Origin of the sequence: Streptomyces sp. NPDC012510, from assembly GCF_042955065.1 — a bacterium.
Lineage (GTDB): Bacteria > Actinomycetota > Actinomycetes > Streptomycetales > Streptomycetaceae > Streptomyces.
In genome coordinates this window covers 365,587-379,599 of record NZ_JBIBEN010000004.1, presented here as the reverse complement: position 1 = coordinate 379,599, position 14,013 = coordinate 365,587, and the positions used below count along the sequence as shown (strand labels likewise).

Annotated in this window: 12 protein-coding genes; 8 read left to right on the top strand and 4 right to left on the bottom strand. The window is 72.8% G+C overall.

Annotation, left to right across the window (positions count from 1 at the left end):
- Positions 1 to 138: 138 nt before the first annotated feature.
- Positions 139 to 801, top strand: coding sequence for a response regulator (locus tag ACFY9I_RS09480; RefSeq protein WP_390999164.1), 663 nt, complete (start codon positions 139 to 141; stop codon positions 799 to 801).
- Positions 802 to 817: 16 nt separating this feature from the next.
- The gene (locus ACFY9I_RS09475; RefSeq protein ID WP_390998824.1) at positions 818 to 2,281 is read left to right on the top strand and encodes an ATP-binding protein; all 1,464 of its coding nucleotides are present in this window, start codon (positions 818 to 820) and stop codon (positions 2,279 to 2,281) included.
- Between the two features lie 261 nt (positions 2,282 to 2,542).
- Here ACFY9I_RS09475 and ACFY9I_RS09470 read toward each other — a convergent pair whose 3' ends face one another.
- Both ACFY9I_RS09470 and ACFY9I_RS09465 read right to left on the bottom strand, forming a co-directional pair.
- Positions 2,543 to 3,850 carry a hypothetical protein gene (locus ACFY9I_RS09470; RefSeq protein WP_390998822.1) on the bottom strand — a complete coding sequence of 436 codons (1,308 nt, stop codon included), beginning with the start codon at positions 3,848 to 3,850 and terminating at the stop codon, positions 2,543 to 2,545.
- Positions 3,851 to 3,937: 87 nt separating this feature from the next.
- Positions 3,938 to 5,200 carry a SpoIIE family protein phosphatase gene (locus ACFY9I_RS09465; protein ID WP_390998820.1) on the bottom strand — a complete coding sequence of 421 codons (1,263 nt, stop codon included), beginning with the start codon at positions 5,198 to 5,200 and terminating at the stop codon, positions 3,938 to 3,940.
- Positions 5,201 to 5,463: 263 nt separating this feature from the next.
- On the opposite strand from ACFY9I_RS09465, the gene ACFY9I_RS09460 reads away from it, so the two are divergent.
- Both ACFY9I_RS09460 and ACFY9I_RS09455 read left to right on the top strand, forming a co-directional pair.
- Positions 5,464 to 5,958, top strand: a complete 495-nt coding sequence (locus tag ACFY9I_RS09460) for a hypothetical protein (RefSeq protein WP_390998818.1) — start codon at positions 5,464 to 5,466, stop codon at positions 5,956 to 5,958.
- Positions 5,959 to 6,060: 102 nt separating this feature from the next.
- Complete coding sequence (locus tag ACFY9I_RS09455) at positions 6,061 to 7,113, top strand: hypothetical protein (RefSeq protein ID WP_390998815.1); 1,053 nt, start codon at positions 6,061 to 6,063, stop codon at positions 7,111 to 7,113.
- Here ACFY9I_RS09455 and ACFY9I_RS09450 read toward each other — a convergent pair.
- A complete protein-coding gene (locus ACFY9I_RS09450) occupies positions 7,028 to 8,527 on the bottom strand; it encodes an aminotransferase class I/II-fold pyridoxal phosphate-dependent enzyme (protein ID WP_390998813.1) in 1,500 nt (499 codons plus the stop codon). The two genes, ACFY9I_RS09455 and ACFY9I_RS09450, sit on opposite strands and share 86 nt — an antisense overlap.
- A 165-nt stretch (positions 8,528 to 8,692) precedes the next feature.
- Between ACFY9I_RS09450 and ACFY9I_RS09445 the strand changes: the two genes are divergently transcribed.
- The 4 genes from ACFY9I_RS09445 (at position 8,693) to ACFY9I_RS09430 (ending at position 11,718) form a co-directional block, all read left to right on the top strand.
- On the top strand, positions 8,693 to 9,469 hold the full coding sequence (locus ACFY9I_RS09445) for an alpha/beta fold hydrolase (RefSeq protein WP_390998811.1): 777 nt from the start codon (positions 8,693 to 8,695) through the stop codon (positions 9,467 to 9,469).
- Positions 9,470 to 9,583: 114 nt separating this feature from the next.
- A complete protein-coding gene (locus ACFY9I_RS09440) occupies positions 9,584 to 10,036 on the top strand; it encodes a hypothetical protein (protein ID WP_390998809.1) in 453 nt (150 codons plus the stop codon).
- A gap of 209 nt (positions 10,037 to 10,245) precedes the next feature.
- A complete protein-coding gene (locus ACFY9I_RS09435) occupies positions 10,246 to 11,280 on the top strand; it encodes an endonuclease/exonuclease/phosphatase family protein (protein WP_390998806.1) in 1,035 nt (344 codons plus the stop codon).
- 222 nt (positions 11,281 to 11,502) lie between these two features.
- The gene (locus tag ACFY9I_RS09430) at positions 11,503 to 11,718 is read left to right on the top strand and encodes a hypothetical protein (protein ID WP_390998803.1); all 216 of its coding nucleotides are present in this window, start codon (positions 11,503 to 11,505) and stop codon (positions 11,716 to 11,718) included.
- 83 nt (positions 11,719 to 11,801) lie between these two features.
- Here ACFY9I_RS09430 and ACFY9I_RS09425 read toward each other — a convergent pair whose 3' ends face one another.
- Positions 11,802 to 13,880 (bottom strand): alkaline phosphatase PhoX, encoded by a 2,079-nt coding sequence (locus ACFY9I_RS09425; RefSeq protein ID WP_390998800.1) that lies wholly within the window; start codon positions 13,878 to 13,880, stop codon positions 11,802 to 11,804.
- Positions 13,881 to 14,013 lie beyond the last annotated feature (133 nt).

The window sequence follows — 14,013 nt, the reverse complement described above, 5'->3', positions numbered from 1 at the left end:
CAATTTGAGGTCCCGGTCGCAAAGGAACAGGACATGACCACCCCTGTACCCTCCGCCTCTGCTTCAGTTCCACCAGCCGTTTCCGCGACGCCGGGCACGCACACCCCCTCCGCCGGAGGTGCCGGGCGGTTGCTCGTCGTGGATGACGAGGAGGGTGTCCGGTCCATGTTGACCATGGCGCTGGAGTTCCTCGGCTATCAGGTGAGCGCCGCGGCGACCGGACGGCAGGCGCTGCAGGCCGTCACGCGGCACGACCCCGAGCTGATCCTCCTCGACGTCAACCTCCCCGACCTGAGCGGCTTCGAGGTCTGCCGGACCCTGCGCGACCGGGGCAACGACGTCCCCGTGCTGTTCCTCACCGGCCTCGGCGGTGTCGACGACCGGGTGCGGGGCCTGGACATGGGCGGCGACGACTTCGTCACGAAGCCCTTCGAGCTGAAGGAGGTCGCCGCCCGCGTCCGCGCCCTGCTCCGCCGGGCCGGCGGTGGCCGGCACGCGCCCGACCGCAACCGTCTCCGCGCCGGCGCCGTACAGCTCGACGCCGACGCCCACCAGGTCTGGGCCGCAGGCCGCCCCGTCGACCTCACCACCACCGAGTTCGCCCTCCTCCGCTACCTCATGGAGAACCCCGGCCGCGTCCTCTCCCGGGGCCAGATCCAGGAACGCGTCTGGAACCACCGCGACGAGGGTTCCGGCGTCGTCGACACGTACATCTACTATCTGCGCCGCAAACTGGGTGAACCGGGCCAATCCCTCATACGGACGGTCAGGGGAGTGGGCTACCAACTGTGCACGAGCTGACAGACGGGTCGGGCGAATGAGCGGGTTCACCGGGCTGGGCGGGAGCATCAGGGCGGCCGGGCTGCTCGCACCGAGTGGCATGTGCCCACGGCCGCGCCCCGGTCGTCCCCGCCCGCCCGTCGAGCAACCGGTCCGCCCCCACCGCAACGGTCAGCGCACCGTCGGCTTCTGGCTGATCGCCACCCTCACCACCCTGGGCGCGGTCGCCGCGCTCTCCGCCCACACCCTCGCCCATCACCTGGTCGCCCGCACCGACCAGGAGATAGCGACACTCAGCGACCTGGGTCCCGGCCTCGGCCTCACCCCGCTCCCCGCCTCCCCACCGGCCCCGGCACCGGCACGGACGTCGGCACCGGCCCCGGCACCGGCACCGGCACCGGGACGGACGTCGGCCCGCACCCCGACATCCTCCATCGCACCGGCACCCGCATGGCCCCCTCACCTCGACAAGAACTGCCTGATCCTCGTCCTCGACGCCCACGGCAAGGTCGTGGAGCGCCACGCGGGTTCCGATCGCCTCCCCGCCTTCCCGCAGCTCACGTCCGCCGACCTCGAGGCGTACGCGGCCCGCGCCAACCCCTCGGCGTTCGGGGAGAGTTACCGGGCGAAGGTGGTGCGCGCCCCTCGGTCGGGCCGGAACCACCGGGGGAGCTACCTCGTCACGGCCCGCTCCACGTCCGACGATCGCCGGGCCGTCGAACGCCTGCTGCGGGTCGAGACGGCCGCCGCGCTCCCCCTCCTCGGCGCCGTCCTGATCGGCGCCCGCGTTCTCGGTCGCCGTGAGGTCAGGGAGCGGCAGGACACCGAGCGCCGGTTACGCGAGTTCATGGCGGCCGCCGGGCACGAACTGCGTAACCCGCTGACGACGATCTCCGGTTACGCCGAACTCGCCCGGGTGGGCGAGGCCTCGTACGAGCCGATGCGGCAGGAGGCGCTCGGCCGGATCGGCACCGAGGTCGGCCGGATGAACACGCTCATCGACGAACTCGTCCTGCTGACCCGCCTCGACCTCGGCCAGCCCCTGCAACTCGCCTGCGTGGACCTGGCCCAGCTCTGCCGCGACGCGGCCTCCGCCGCCCGTGACTGCCACCCCGAGCACCCCGTACGGCTGCTGCTGGCCCCCGGCGACCACACGGTCACCGGAGACCGGGTACGGCTGCACCAACTGGTCGCCAACCTGCTCACCAACGCCCGCGTCCACACCCCGCCGGGCACCACGACCACGCTGGGCCTCGGCACGGAGGACGGCTACCGCGTCATCGAGGTCCTGGACGACGGCCCCGGAATCCCGGGCGAACTCCGCGCCCATCTCTTCGACCCCTTCGTGCGGGGCGAGGAGCCACGGGCCGCCGGCAGCGGGCTCGGCCTCAGCATCGTCTCGGCGATCGCGACGGCCCACGGCGGCACGGTCACCCTGGAACCGTCCCAGCCGCCCGACCGGGGCGCCTGGTTCCGGGTACGCATCCCGGCCGCGTCCTGACCCTCGTCATAGCCCACAGGTTGTGACGGAGGGTGGACTTTGCCAACCGTTGGGGGGTTTCTGATCAGTCTCTGATCAAACTCCGATCTGTTCCGGAGCTGCGACCGCTTAAGTGATCAACGTGCGGTGTTCACCGTCCGTATCTCCGTATGGACGGTGTGACCTCGTACGAACTCCCCCTCCGAGGTCGGCCCGGTATTCGCTCTGATCGACGGCTCATCGATCTACCGAAACGGAACGACGGCTCATCGACCGGCTCGGCTAACCGGGTACGTGCTGGGCCGACCTCAACTCCGCGGCCAGCCGCCGCAGTTCGGTCAGGCGCTGCCGTGCGTGCTCCACCGCGCCGGCCTTTCGTCCCGGCACACGCTCCCGCAACTCCACGAGTCCGACGCCGAGTTCACCGGCCCGCGTCACGTCCCCGACCAGCCCCCACTGATGGTGCGCCCGGTCGACGGCCGCCTCGACCGCCGGGTCCCCGGCAAGCTGCCCCGCCGCGAGCCGCGCGACCGCCACCCCCATCCAGGCCTCACAGCTGCGCGCCGCGTCCCCCGCGAACATCGCCAGATCGGCCCGCACCTCCCGCCAGTGCAACACCTCCTGCGACCCTTCCCCGAACTCCCGCAGCGCCCCTTCCTCCCGCCGGGCGGCGAGCTCGGCCGCCTCGGCATGCCGCCCGGCTTCCACAGCGGCGGTGATGGCGGTGTGGGGATCAGCCAAGGGTCCGGGCACTGACACAGGCGCAGGTACGGATGCGGGCGCCGGTACGGGGAGGGGGAGGGGTACGGATCCGGGTACGGGTGCGGGGAGGGGTACGGATCCGGGTACGGGTGCGGGGAGGGGTACGGATCCGGGTGCGGGGAGGGGTACGGATCCGGGTACGGGCCCGGGCCCGGGCCCGGCGGCTTCGGCTGCCAGGGGCCCACGCGCACCGGGCGCCGTCGCGTCGAGGGCCAGCACCAGATCGCCGTGCCCGCCCGTCCGCGCGAGCACCTGCTCGTGCAGCATCCCCGCCCCCGGCCGATGCCCGCTCCGCAGTATCGTCGCCAGCGCCCTCATGTACGACGGCACGGCCACCCCGCGCCGCACCCCGGCGGCCGGCGGCGCGATCCGCCCGTACACACTCACCCCCGGCCCCACCGTGAGCGGTCGCCCGGCCAACTGGTGCCACACCTCCGCGTCGGCGTGCAGATCGACGAACAGGGTCGTGGACCCGGGCGTGCGCAGCCGCAGCTCCTCCACGATCCAGTGCCAGGGAAAGGCCGTGTACCGCACGGTCGCCGGTGTCGTGCGCGCCAGCGCCAGATGCACCAGCCGCTGCTTGCGGTCGAGTTGGAGCTGCCCGGCGAGGTAGACGGTGAGCGGTCCCGGCGCGGTGGCCGCGGCGCGCAGCCGGGTGAGGACGGCCTGCGGCTCCAGCGGATCGGCCAGCTCGACAACGTTCGCCGTACCCGTGCCGGACAGCACCTCGGGCGTGACCGCCGCCAGGACGGGAAGCACGGATGCCGCGTCCACGAGGCACCCCTTGCCCATGGGCGAGGCCGCGAGCAGCAACACTGTTCCGGGCATCGTTCCCTCCCCATCGATCACGTACACCAGCCAGCACGGTAACCGCTGCGCGTGCGAAGGGGGAAAGGAGCGCTCACCGAGCGACCCTCACCACGGGTGGCCGGACCGCCGTACGGCACCCGGCCCCCGCCGCATCGGGGCACCCGGCCCCCGCCGCACCGGCTCGGGCGCCCGCCGTACGGCGAAGATCGTGGTGTCGTCGTCGAGGATGCCGCCGGTGTGGGCGAGGACGCCGTCACGGACGAGGCGTACCAGGGACTGGGGATCGGTCGCGGGCCTGCCGTCGGCGAGGGCGCGGACGAGATGGTCGCGGAGGGGGAAGAAGACACCACGGCCGTCACGGGCCTCGGTCACCCCGTCGGTGACCAGGAGCAGCGTCTCGTCGAGGGCCAGCCGCACGGTGGCCGTCCCCGGCGCACGCGGCACCAACTCTCCCATTCCCAGCGGCAGCCCGTCCCGCAGCGGCAGGTCGCGCACGCCGTCGGGAGAGACCAGGAGCGGGGGTTCGTGGCCGAAGTTGACGATGTCCATGGTGACCGCGCCGAAGCCGGTGAGGTCGGGGCCCCAGTCGGTGCGCTCGCTGCGCAACTGGGGGAAGTCGAGCAGCACCGCGGTCGCGAAGCGCTCGGCGTCGTCGCGGCCGATGTGGGCGCAGTAGCGGACGTGCCGCACCATCCGGGTCTCCAGCCGTTCGGCCACCGTGGTGGCCTCGGACTCGTAGTACGCGGCCTCCCGGAACGTGCCGAGCAGCACGGACGCCGCCTCCACCGCCGCGAGCCCCTTGCCCTGGACGTCACCGATGACGACGCGGGTGCCGTGGGGACTGGGCTGGATGTCGTAGAAGTCGCCGCCGACGCGGGCCTCGCTGTCGGCGGCGAGGTAGATCTCGGCGTGGTCGAGGCCGCCGACGTCCGGGGGGAGCTGGCGCAGCAGGATACGGCGGGTGGTGTCGACGACGGCCCGCATGTGCAGCATCCGCTCCTGCGCGCGCAGCCGTACCGCGCAGGCCAGCACGGAGAGCACACCGCCGAGGGCGACGAGGACGAAGTCGGGCAGGCCGGTGCGGTACTGGTGCGGCCAGGAGTTGTCCCCGAGGACGTACATCAGCATGGCGAGCGCCGCGAACAGCGCGGTCGTCCAGACCCGGCAGACGGCGGCGGCGATGCCCGGCACGAGCACCAGCCACGAGATGACCCGGAAGTTTCCGCTGGTGAACCAGTCGAGCGCCGGTACGGCGAGCAGCACGACCAGCGGCGGGAGCCAGGCGATGTCGTGCCCGCGGACCCGCAGCGGATGCTGCCGCTCCACAGGGTCCGCCTCCCGGCGCGCACGCGGCATCGGCACCCGCATCCCCTCAGCGAAGCACGCCGCCCCGCCCCACGCATCCCGACCGCCCCACGCATCCCGACCGGGCCGACCGGCCGACCGGGCCGGACCGCCCCACGCCACACCGCCGCGCTACACCCGGCACCACACCCACGCACCACACCCCGCACCACACCCCCGCACCCGACTTGCCAGCGGTGCGGCGCAGGTGTGGTCTGGTAAACGGGGCGGAGAGTCGCGGGGAGGAAGAACGGAGAGTCACGGGGGCGGAAGAGAGGAGTGCTCCCATGGCACAAGCGGCACCCACTCCAGGCCGGTCGGGGAATCCCGCGAGGCCCGCCGTTCCCGGCAGGCCGACGGCTCCGGGCGAGCGCCCCGCTCCGACCCCGCCCGACGTCTTCGGCGAGCGCGCCCACACGCTCACAAAGCGGGTCCTGCCCGTGGTCCTCGGCCTGGTCTACGGCTACTGGGCGGCGGCGATGAACCGCGACGCCGGCCCCATCACCGGCTGGAACGTCCTCTTCGGCTTCGTGACCGCGTTCGCGTTCGCGGCGCTGTACCTGGCCGTACAGGCCGTCGCGCCCCGGCTCCGCCGAGAAGCGCACGCCCTCCTGTGGGCGGCCTTCGCGGGTTGCGCCTTCGGCTTCCTCTACAGCCAGGCGACCCAGCACAGCGTGCTGCGCTCGGCGGTCATGTCCCTCGTTATCGCGGCGGCGGTGTTCGCGACGGCGTTCTACCGCTACTACACGCACGAGGACGCGCAGGGCCACCGACGGGGGTGAGGTCGCCCCGGTCTCCCCGTTCGGCTTGTCCTTGGGGGCCATTCGCAGGCATGCGGGGTGGGAGCGCTCGCGGGGGAGTGGGCCGAGGGCTTGCCTGAGGGGGTGTCCCCCCGTGCCCGCGGCGCCCTGTCGGCCGTACTGACCACGCTCGCCTGCCTGCTCGTGCCGGTGGGTGCGCTGGCCGCGTGGGCGACGTACGAACTCGCGGACCGGACGCGCTACGAGGCGGTCATGGCACCGCTGGCCACCGACCCGGACGTACGGGAGGCGCTCGCGGACGCGGTCGCCTCCGGGGTCCTGCGCGAGGTCCGGGTGGGGCCGTCGTTGCGGGAGCCCGTACGGGAGTTCACACGCGAGGCGGCGCGCTCCTTCACTCAGACGGAGGCGTTCCGCACGGCATGGCACACGGCGAACCTGGCGGCGCACGACGCGGTGCTGGAGGCGCTGCGCGAGGAGGACACGGGCGGAGAGGGAACGGCGGTGGCGGGCACGGGCGGTGCGGACACGGCAGGGGCGGGCGGCCACGGCGGTGCCGATGCCCGCGCCGAAGCCGATGCCGGTGCCGGTGCCGGTGCCGGTGCCCGTAACGGTGCCGGTGCCGGTGTCGACGAGGGGCGGTCGGTGACGCTCGACCTCGGGCCCGTCGGCGAACGCGTCAAGCGTCAACTCGTCCGTGACCACGTGCCGTTCGCCCATCGCATCCCGGTCGCGCACACCGAGGTCGAGGTGCTGTCGGCCACCGAACTGGTTCACCTACGGAAGGGGTATCGCGTGCTCGAAGTGGCCGCGTTCTGGCTCCCGGTCGGCGCGCTCGCGCTGGCCGCCGGTGGCATCCTCGTCGCGACACAACGCCGGAGGGCCGTCTGCGCGACGGGACTCGGTACGGCTCTCGGCGGCGCGCTCCTCGGCGTCGCCGTCGCCCTGGGCCGCCACCTCACCCTCGCGGACCTGCCGCCGGACGTCTCTCCGGCGGCCGCCGGCGCCGTCTACGACGCCCTCACCGCCACTCTGTGGACCGTCACCTGGGGGCTTTTGACCCTCGGCACGACCGTCGCCACCGTCGCCTGGCTCACGGAGCGCCTCGTGCGACATCGGCGAGCGTCCCCAACGCCTGCTCCAGCACCGGCGGAGAAACCGACCCGAGCCCAAGCCTGACGCAGTCGGCCACCGCGGCCCCACCCCGCGCCGGCACCCCCGGCTGCCCCTCCGTCCTGCCCCACCCCGGGCGATCGTGCCCGGCACCGGCCGCCGGGCCACCCATGACCGAGCCCCGCCCTGCCGCGGCGGCCCCCGGACCACGCCCACCCACCACCGCCGTCACCCCGAACGCGGCCCCCGGAGTCACCGCCACCCCCCTCCGCGCAGCCGCCGCGCAGAACGTGTCCGCACGCCACGGCTCCGGCAACTCCCACCACACGTAGTACGCCCGCGCGTCCCCGCGCAGCGCGAACCCCGCGAGACGCTCGGCGACCAACCGCTGCCGCGCCGCCGCGTCCGCCCGCTTCGCCGCGACCAGCCGCCCGACCGTCCCGTCCCCGATCCACCGCACCCCGGCCTCCAGAGCGAACCGCCCCGCCACCCACCCCCCGGAACGCAACGCGGCGACCACCCCGTCGACCCGCCCCTGCGGCACCACCAGGAACCCGACCGTCAGTCCGGGCGCCACCCGCTTGGACAACCCGTCGACGACGAACACCCGCTCCGGCGCGTACGCGGCCAACGGCGGCGGAACCCGCCCCCCGACACCCCCGTCCCCGTCCCCGTCCCCGTCCACCAGGAACGACCAGATCCGGTCCTCGACCACCGGGAGGTCCAACTCACGCACGACATCCGCCAGTTCGGCCCGCCGCTGCGCCCCCATCGTCACGGACGTCGGATTGTGCAACGTCGGCTGCACATACACGGCCGACAACGGCGCCGCCCGATGCGCCGCCGCCACGGCCTCCGGCCGCATTCCCTCCCCGTCCGTCGCGAGCGGCACCAGGGTCACCCCCAGCCGCTCGGCGATCTCCTTGACCAGCGGATACGTGAGGGCCTCGACACCGACACGCCCCCCGGGCCGTACGAGATGGGCGAGGGCCGCGGCGATGGCCTGGCGGGTGTTCCCGGCGAACAGGAACCGGTCCGGACCCGGGCGCCAGCCGTGTGTGGCGAGCAGCCCGGCCGCCGCCTCGCGCGCGGCGACCGTCCCGGTCGCGGGCGCCGTACGCAGGGCGTCCGTCAGCACGTCCGGCCGCAGCAGCGGCCCGAGCCCACTCGCCAGCAGCTCCGCCTGACCGGGCACGGACGGGTAGTTGAGCTCCAGGTTCACGGGAGCCGAGCCGGCCGGCTCGGTCAGCGCGTGCCCCGCCGACACCGGCGGCGCCGCCCGTACGAACGTCCCGCGCCCGACCTCCCCCACCACCAGCCCGCGCCGCACCAGTTCCGCGTACACCCGCCCGGCGGTCGACCCGGCGATCCCCCGCCGCCGGGCGAACACCCGCTGCGGCGGCAGTCGGTCACCGGGCTTCAGCCGCCCGGTCGCGATGTCGTCCGCGACACGGTCCGCGATACGTCGGTAGTCCGCCACGACCATTCCCCTCGCCCCCCGCCCCCTACCCACACCCACACGCGCACCCACACCCATACGCGCACCGCACCCGCACCCGCGGCCGGCACCCGCGCCTCCGGCACATTGCACCGAGGGCAAAGATTTTATTGCACCGAGCAGTTGAGGAACTCTAGGGTCACATACATGACCACCTTCCTCGCATATGAGGACAAAGGGGAAACGAGCGCCGCTCTCCCCCTCGTCCTCATCCACGGCCACCCCTTCGACCGCACGATGTGGCACCCCCAGATCACCGAGTTCGCCCCCGCCCGCCGGGTCGTCGCCCCCGACCTGCGCGGCTACGGCGAGTCCCCCGTGGTCCCGGGCAGCACCCCGCTCTCGACCTTCGCCGAGGACATCGCGGCGCTCCTGGACGACCTCGGCGTCACCGAGTTCGTCCTCGCGGGTCTCTCCATGGGCGGCCAGATCGCGATGGAGTGCTACCGGCGGTTCCCGCACCGCGTCCGGGGGCTGGTCCTCGCCGACACCTTCCCGGCCGCCGAGACGACGGAGGGCAGGCGCTCCCGGAACGCCATGGCCGACCGGCTGCTGCGCGAGGGCATGGCGGGGTATGCCGACGAGGTGCTGTACAAGATGGTCGCGCCGCACGCGGACGCCGGGGTCGCGGCCCATGTGCGCCGCATGATGACGGCCACCGACCCCGAGGGCGCCGCGGCGGCGCTGCGCGGCCGTGCCGAGCGCCCCGACTACCGCGACCTGCTCACCCGCGTCACCGTGCCCGCGCTGGTCGTCGTCGGCGCCGACGACGAGTACACCCCCGTCGCCGACGCCGAGGCCATGCACGCCGCCCTCCCCGACTCCGCCCTCCACGTCGTCGACGGCGCCGCCCACCTGCCGAACCTGGAGCGCCCCGAGGAGTTCAACAAGGCCCTGGGGGACTTCCTGGCGCGGCTGGACTGACCGGGGCAGGACAGGACGCCTCGCGCATCACCCGTTCGGCCTACACCGCATGCGGTGCTCCCCCCGCCGCGTGAACATGCGGATGAGCTGTCCATCCGCATGGAGGAGGCCCTCATGGCCCAGCACGGCACCACACCGCGACAGAACCACACCTCGGAGGAGACGCCGACGACCCGGAGGGGGACCGCCCGCTCGGAGTGGGCCCTCGGCGGGATGGTCTTCGCCGGTGTCCTGATGATGGTCATCGGCGTCATGGGCATCATCAACGGCATCGCGGGGATCGCCACGGACGACGTCTACACGAACATCGGCGACTACGTCTTCAAGTTCAGCCTCACCACCTGGGGCTGGATCCACCTGGTCATCGGACTGGCTGTCCTGGCCACCGGCTGGGGCGCCGTCCAGGGCCGGGGCTGGGCCCGCGCGCTGGGCATCGCCTTCGCGTCCCTCTTCGCCATCGAATACTTCATGTTCCTCCCCTACGCCCCCGTCTGGTCCCTCATCTGCATCGCCATCGCGATCTTCGTGATGTGGTCCCTGGCGACGGCCCCCGACGCCGTGCATTAGGGGGCGTGAGAGCTCGGGGGCGGGTGTCCGTCGGCGAGTGGGGGTGTCTGTCGGCGAGTGAGGGTGTCTGTCGGCGAGTGCGGACGCATCCCCGCCCCACACCCCCACACCCCCACCCACGCATCCCCGCCCCATACCCCCACGCAACCTTCCCCCGACCCAACCCGTCCTTGAAAGGGACCCCAGCGACAGAAGCGAAAGGCACGGCCGTGGAGAGCGCGACCATCGAACGGCCGGAGCCGACACCGGAACCCGCACCCGCACCCCCGCCCCGGCGCCGTCGGCACCGAGGCAAGACCGGGTTCGCCGCCCTGCTCCTCCTCGGCGTCACCGTCGTCGTCGCCTCCCGCGCGGCCGACACCGACGCCTTCACCCCGTTCACCCAACTCCTCGCGTTCCTGCCCTGGCTCCTCGCCCCCACCGCCCTCGCCCTCCTCCTCGCCCTGTTCGCCCGCTGGTGGACCGGCCTGACCTGGGGCGTCGTCCTGCTCGGCGCGCTCGCCTGGTACATCGAGCCGTACGGCAAGGTGAGCGAGCCCGACGGGCCGGTGCTCGCCGAGGTCCGGGTGATGACGTCCAACGTGCAGTTCGGCCGGGGCACGGACGCCCTCGTCAAGGCCGTGCGCCGGGACCGCCCCGACATCGTCTTCGTCGAGGAGTGCGAGCTCACCTGCTCGGCCAAGCTCCGCGACACCCTCGGCGACCTCAGCGGCGAGACCCCGGCCTACCCCCACCGCCAGGCCGTCGAGGGCTACGGCTCCACCGGCTCCGTCATCCTCAGCCGCCACCCCCTCAAGCCGGTCGACCCGATCCCCGGCACCATGGGCATGCCGGGCGCCGTGGCCGACGTCGACGGCCACCCCGTACGGCTGCGGCTGGCGCACCCCATGCCGCCGCTGCCCGGACAGCTGGACACCTGGCGGCGGGAGCTCGGCGCGCTGCGGGCGTACGCGGCCGAGGACACCCGGACGCCGACCATCCTGGCCGGGGACTTCAACGCCTCCCAGGACCACGCGGCCTTCCGCGCCCTCCTCGACACGGGCCTGAGCGACGCCGCCCGCCAGGTCGGCGAGGACCGCACCCCTACCTGGCCCTCCCGGACGACCCCGAGGCTCGGCACGCAGATCGACCACGTCCTCGTCTCGTCCAAGGACTTCTCCGCCCGCGAGGTCCGCTTCCAGGAACTCCCCGGCACCGACCACAACGCCGTCACCGTCGACCTCACCCTCCACCGGCGCCAGTGAGCCAAAGAGTCACCAGGACGTCTGGAGCACAACGCCTTGAGCACAACGTCTTGAGCACCGCACCGGACGCCGGACATCTCCGGGTCAACCCGGCACCGGGCGGCGAATCGTTACCTCATCCCCTGGCGGGTGACGGAGGGAGAGTTCGCGGGAGGGAAGCCGTAATGATCCTTCTTGTCCAACCGGACGATTCACTTCCTGTCTGACAAGGGGATGTTCGCCATGCGGCGCACCGCCACCGTCCTGCTCGGAACCTTCGCCCTCGCCGGCGTCATGGCCCCGGCCGCCCACGCGGTTCCGGACCCGGTAGCCACCGTCACCTGCCTCGCCGAGACCCCTGCCGCCGTGACTGAGCTCGCCGACCCCGCCGCGCTCCTCGACCCGGCCGCCCTGCTGGACCCGACCGCCGCACCGGGCGTCAGCTGCCTGGCCCCCTGAGCCCGACCCTCGCCGAAGGACATGCGGGCCGCCCTCCCCGACAGGAGGGCGGCCCGCACCCATGTGTGTGCCTCCGATACGGCTCAGACGCCGATGTCGCAGCCGTCCGCGCGCCACACCGCGACGACCGCCGGGCGGACGTGCTTGCCGGGGCCGTCGGGCCAGGTGCTCTTCGGGTTCTCGACGGTGGCGCCGTCGATCTCGCCCGGGTGCTGCACGGCGACCAGGACACGGCGGTCCTGGATGATCGGGCCGCAGGTCTCGGCGCCGCTCGGGACCGTGAGGAACTGCTTCAGCTCACCGCGCCGCTCCCCACGGGTCGCGACACCGAACAGACCGTCGTGCGAGCCGAGCTGGGCGCCGTCGGTGGAGATCCACAGGTTGCCGTACGGGTCGAAGGCGACGTTGTCCGGGCAGGAGATCGGGCTGACGTGCTCCTTGGGGAAGCCCGCGAAGTAGGTCGCCGGGTCCTCGGGGTCGCCCGCGACGAGGAAGAGCAGCCAGGCGAACCTGGTGCTCTCCGGCCGGTTCCAGCGCTCGGTGAGCTCCAGGACCTGGCCGTGCTTGTTGGCGTGGCGCGGGTTGGCCTCGTCCGCCTTCGGGTTGGCGCCGACGCCACGGTTGGAGTTGTTGGTGAGGGCGACGTAGACCTTGCCGGTGACCGGGTTGGGCTCGATGTCCTCGGGTCGGTCCATCTTGGTGGCGCCGACCTTGTCACCGGCGAGCCGGGTGAAGACGAAGACCTCGTCGGCCGTCATGCCCTCGACGTGCGACACGGCCCCCTCGGCGGTCGCGGTGGCCAGCGGGATCCACTCACCACTGCCGTCGAACTCGCCGTCGGCCGGCAGCTTGCCCGTGCCGTCGATCTCGATCGCCGGGGAGTCACCGGTGAGCTTGGCGACGTACAGCGTGCCCTCGTCCAGCAGCGAGAGGTTGTGCTCGCGCACGGCGCGGCTCGACCCCTTCCTCATCCGCTTGCTGCTCACGAACTTGTAGAAGTAGTCGAAGCGCTCGTCGTCGCCGGAGTAGACGACCGGACGCCCGTCCGAGGTCAGCCGGATGGTGGCCGCCTCGTGCTTGAACCGCCCGAGCGCGGTGTGCTTGCGGGGCGTGGACGACGGGTCGTACGGATCGAACTCGACCACGTACCCGAACCGGTGCACCTCGTTCGGCTCCCGGGCGACGTCGAACCGCTTGTCGAACCGCTCCCACTTGCGCTCGGAGGCGCCTGTGCCGATGCCGTAGCGCTTGTCGGTGGCGCGGGCGCTGTTGGCGAAGTACTGGTTGAAGTTCTCCTCGCCGTGGAGCGTGGTGCCCCAGGGGGTGGTGCCGCCGGAGCAGTTGTTGAGCGTGCCGAAGACCTTGCGGCCGGTCGGGTCGGCGGAGGTCTTGAGCAGCTCGGAGCCGGCGGCCGGGCCGGTGAGCCGGAACTCGGTGGTGGCGGTGACCCGCCGGTTGAGGTGGTGGCGGGGCACGGCCGTGAGCCTGCCGGAGCGCCGGTCCTCCTCGACCACGACGGCGGAGAGCCCGTGCGCCGCCCACGCGACCTCGACCTGGTCGCGGGTCGGGTTGGCGGCGTCGTAGCCGCGGAACATGAGCACCTCGTCGGTGTACTCGTGGTTCGCGACGAGGAGCTGCCGACCGCGCTCACCGGGCAGCGGGAGCAGCGCGAGGAAGTCGCAGTTGTACCCGAACTGGGCCGCCTGCGCCTTGCCGGTCTGGTTCTCCGGGTCGAAGGCGGGGGCGCCGCGCAGAATGGGCTCGCCCCACCGGATGACGACGTTCTGCCGGTACCCCTCGGGGACGGTCACGGCGTCGGCGGTGTTGGGCGCGACGGCGGTGAACCGGAGACCGCGGGCGGCCCTGCCCCGGCCCTTGCTCTTGGACGCGGCGGTCTCCGCGGGGGCGGCGGCGGGGGCGGCGGCGGCAGGCAGGGCGCTGCCGAGGGTGGCCGCCGTCCCCGCGGCGGTGGCCACGGTCACGACCGCGGCGGCCCTCATCACCGAGCGGCGGCTCAGCGCGCTCGCGATGACATCACCCACATATTCGTTCGTACTAGTGTTCGGGACCTCATGGAAGCAGGCGTCTCCACAGCGGAACCGACACGTCAGGGCGGAACGGCCGCCGGGGTGCGAGGCGATCATGGGCAGCAGCTTGCGCACGGTGCGCTCCTCTTATGTGCCTTTGGTGTGAGCGCGACGCTAGGGCGGCGTGTGTTCGAGAACGGAGCCGGAAGGTGAACACGGGGTGAACCTGCGGCAGTTGGGGCGGTATTGACAGCGCCGGGTGACGGAG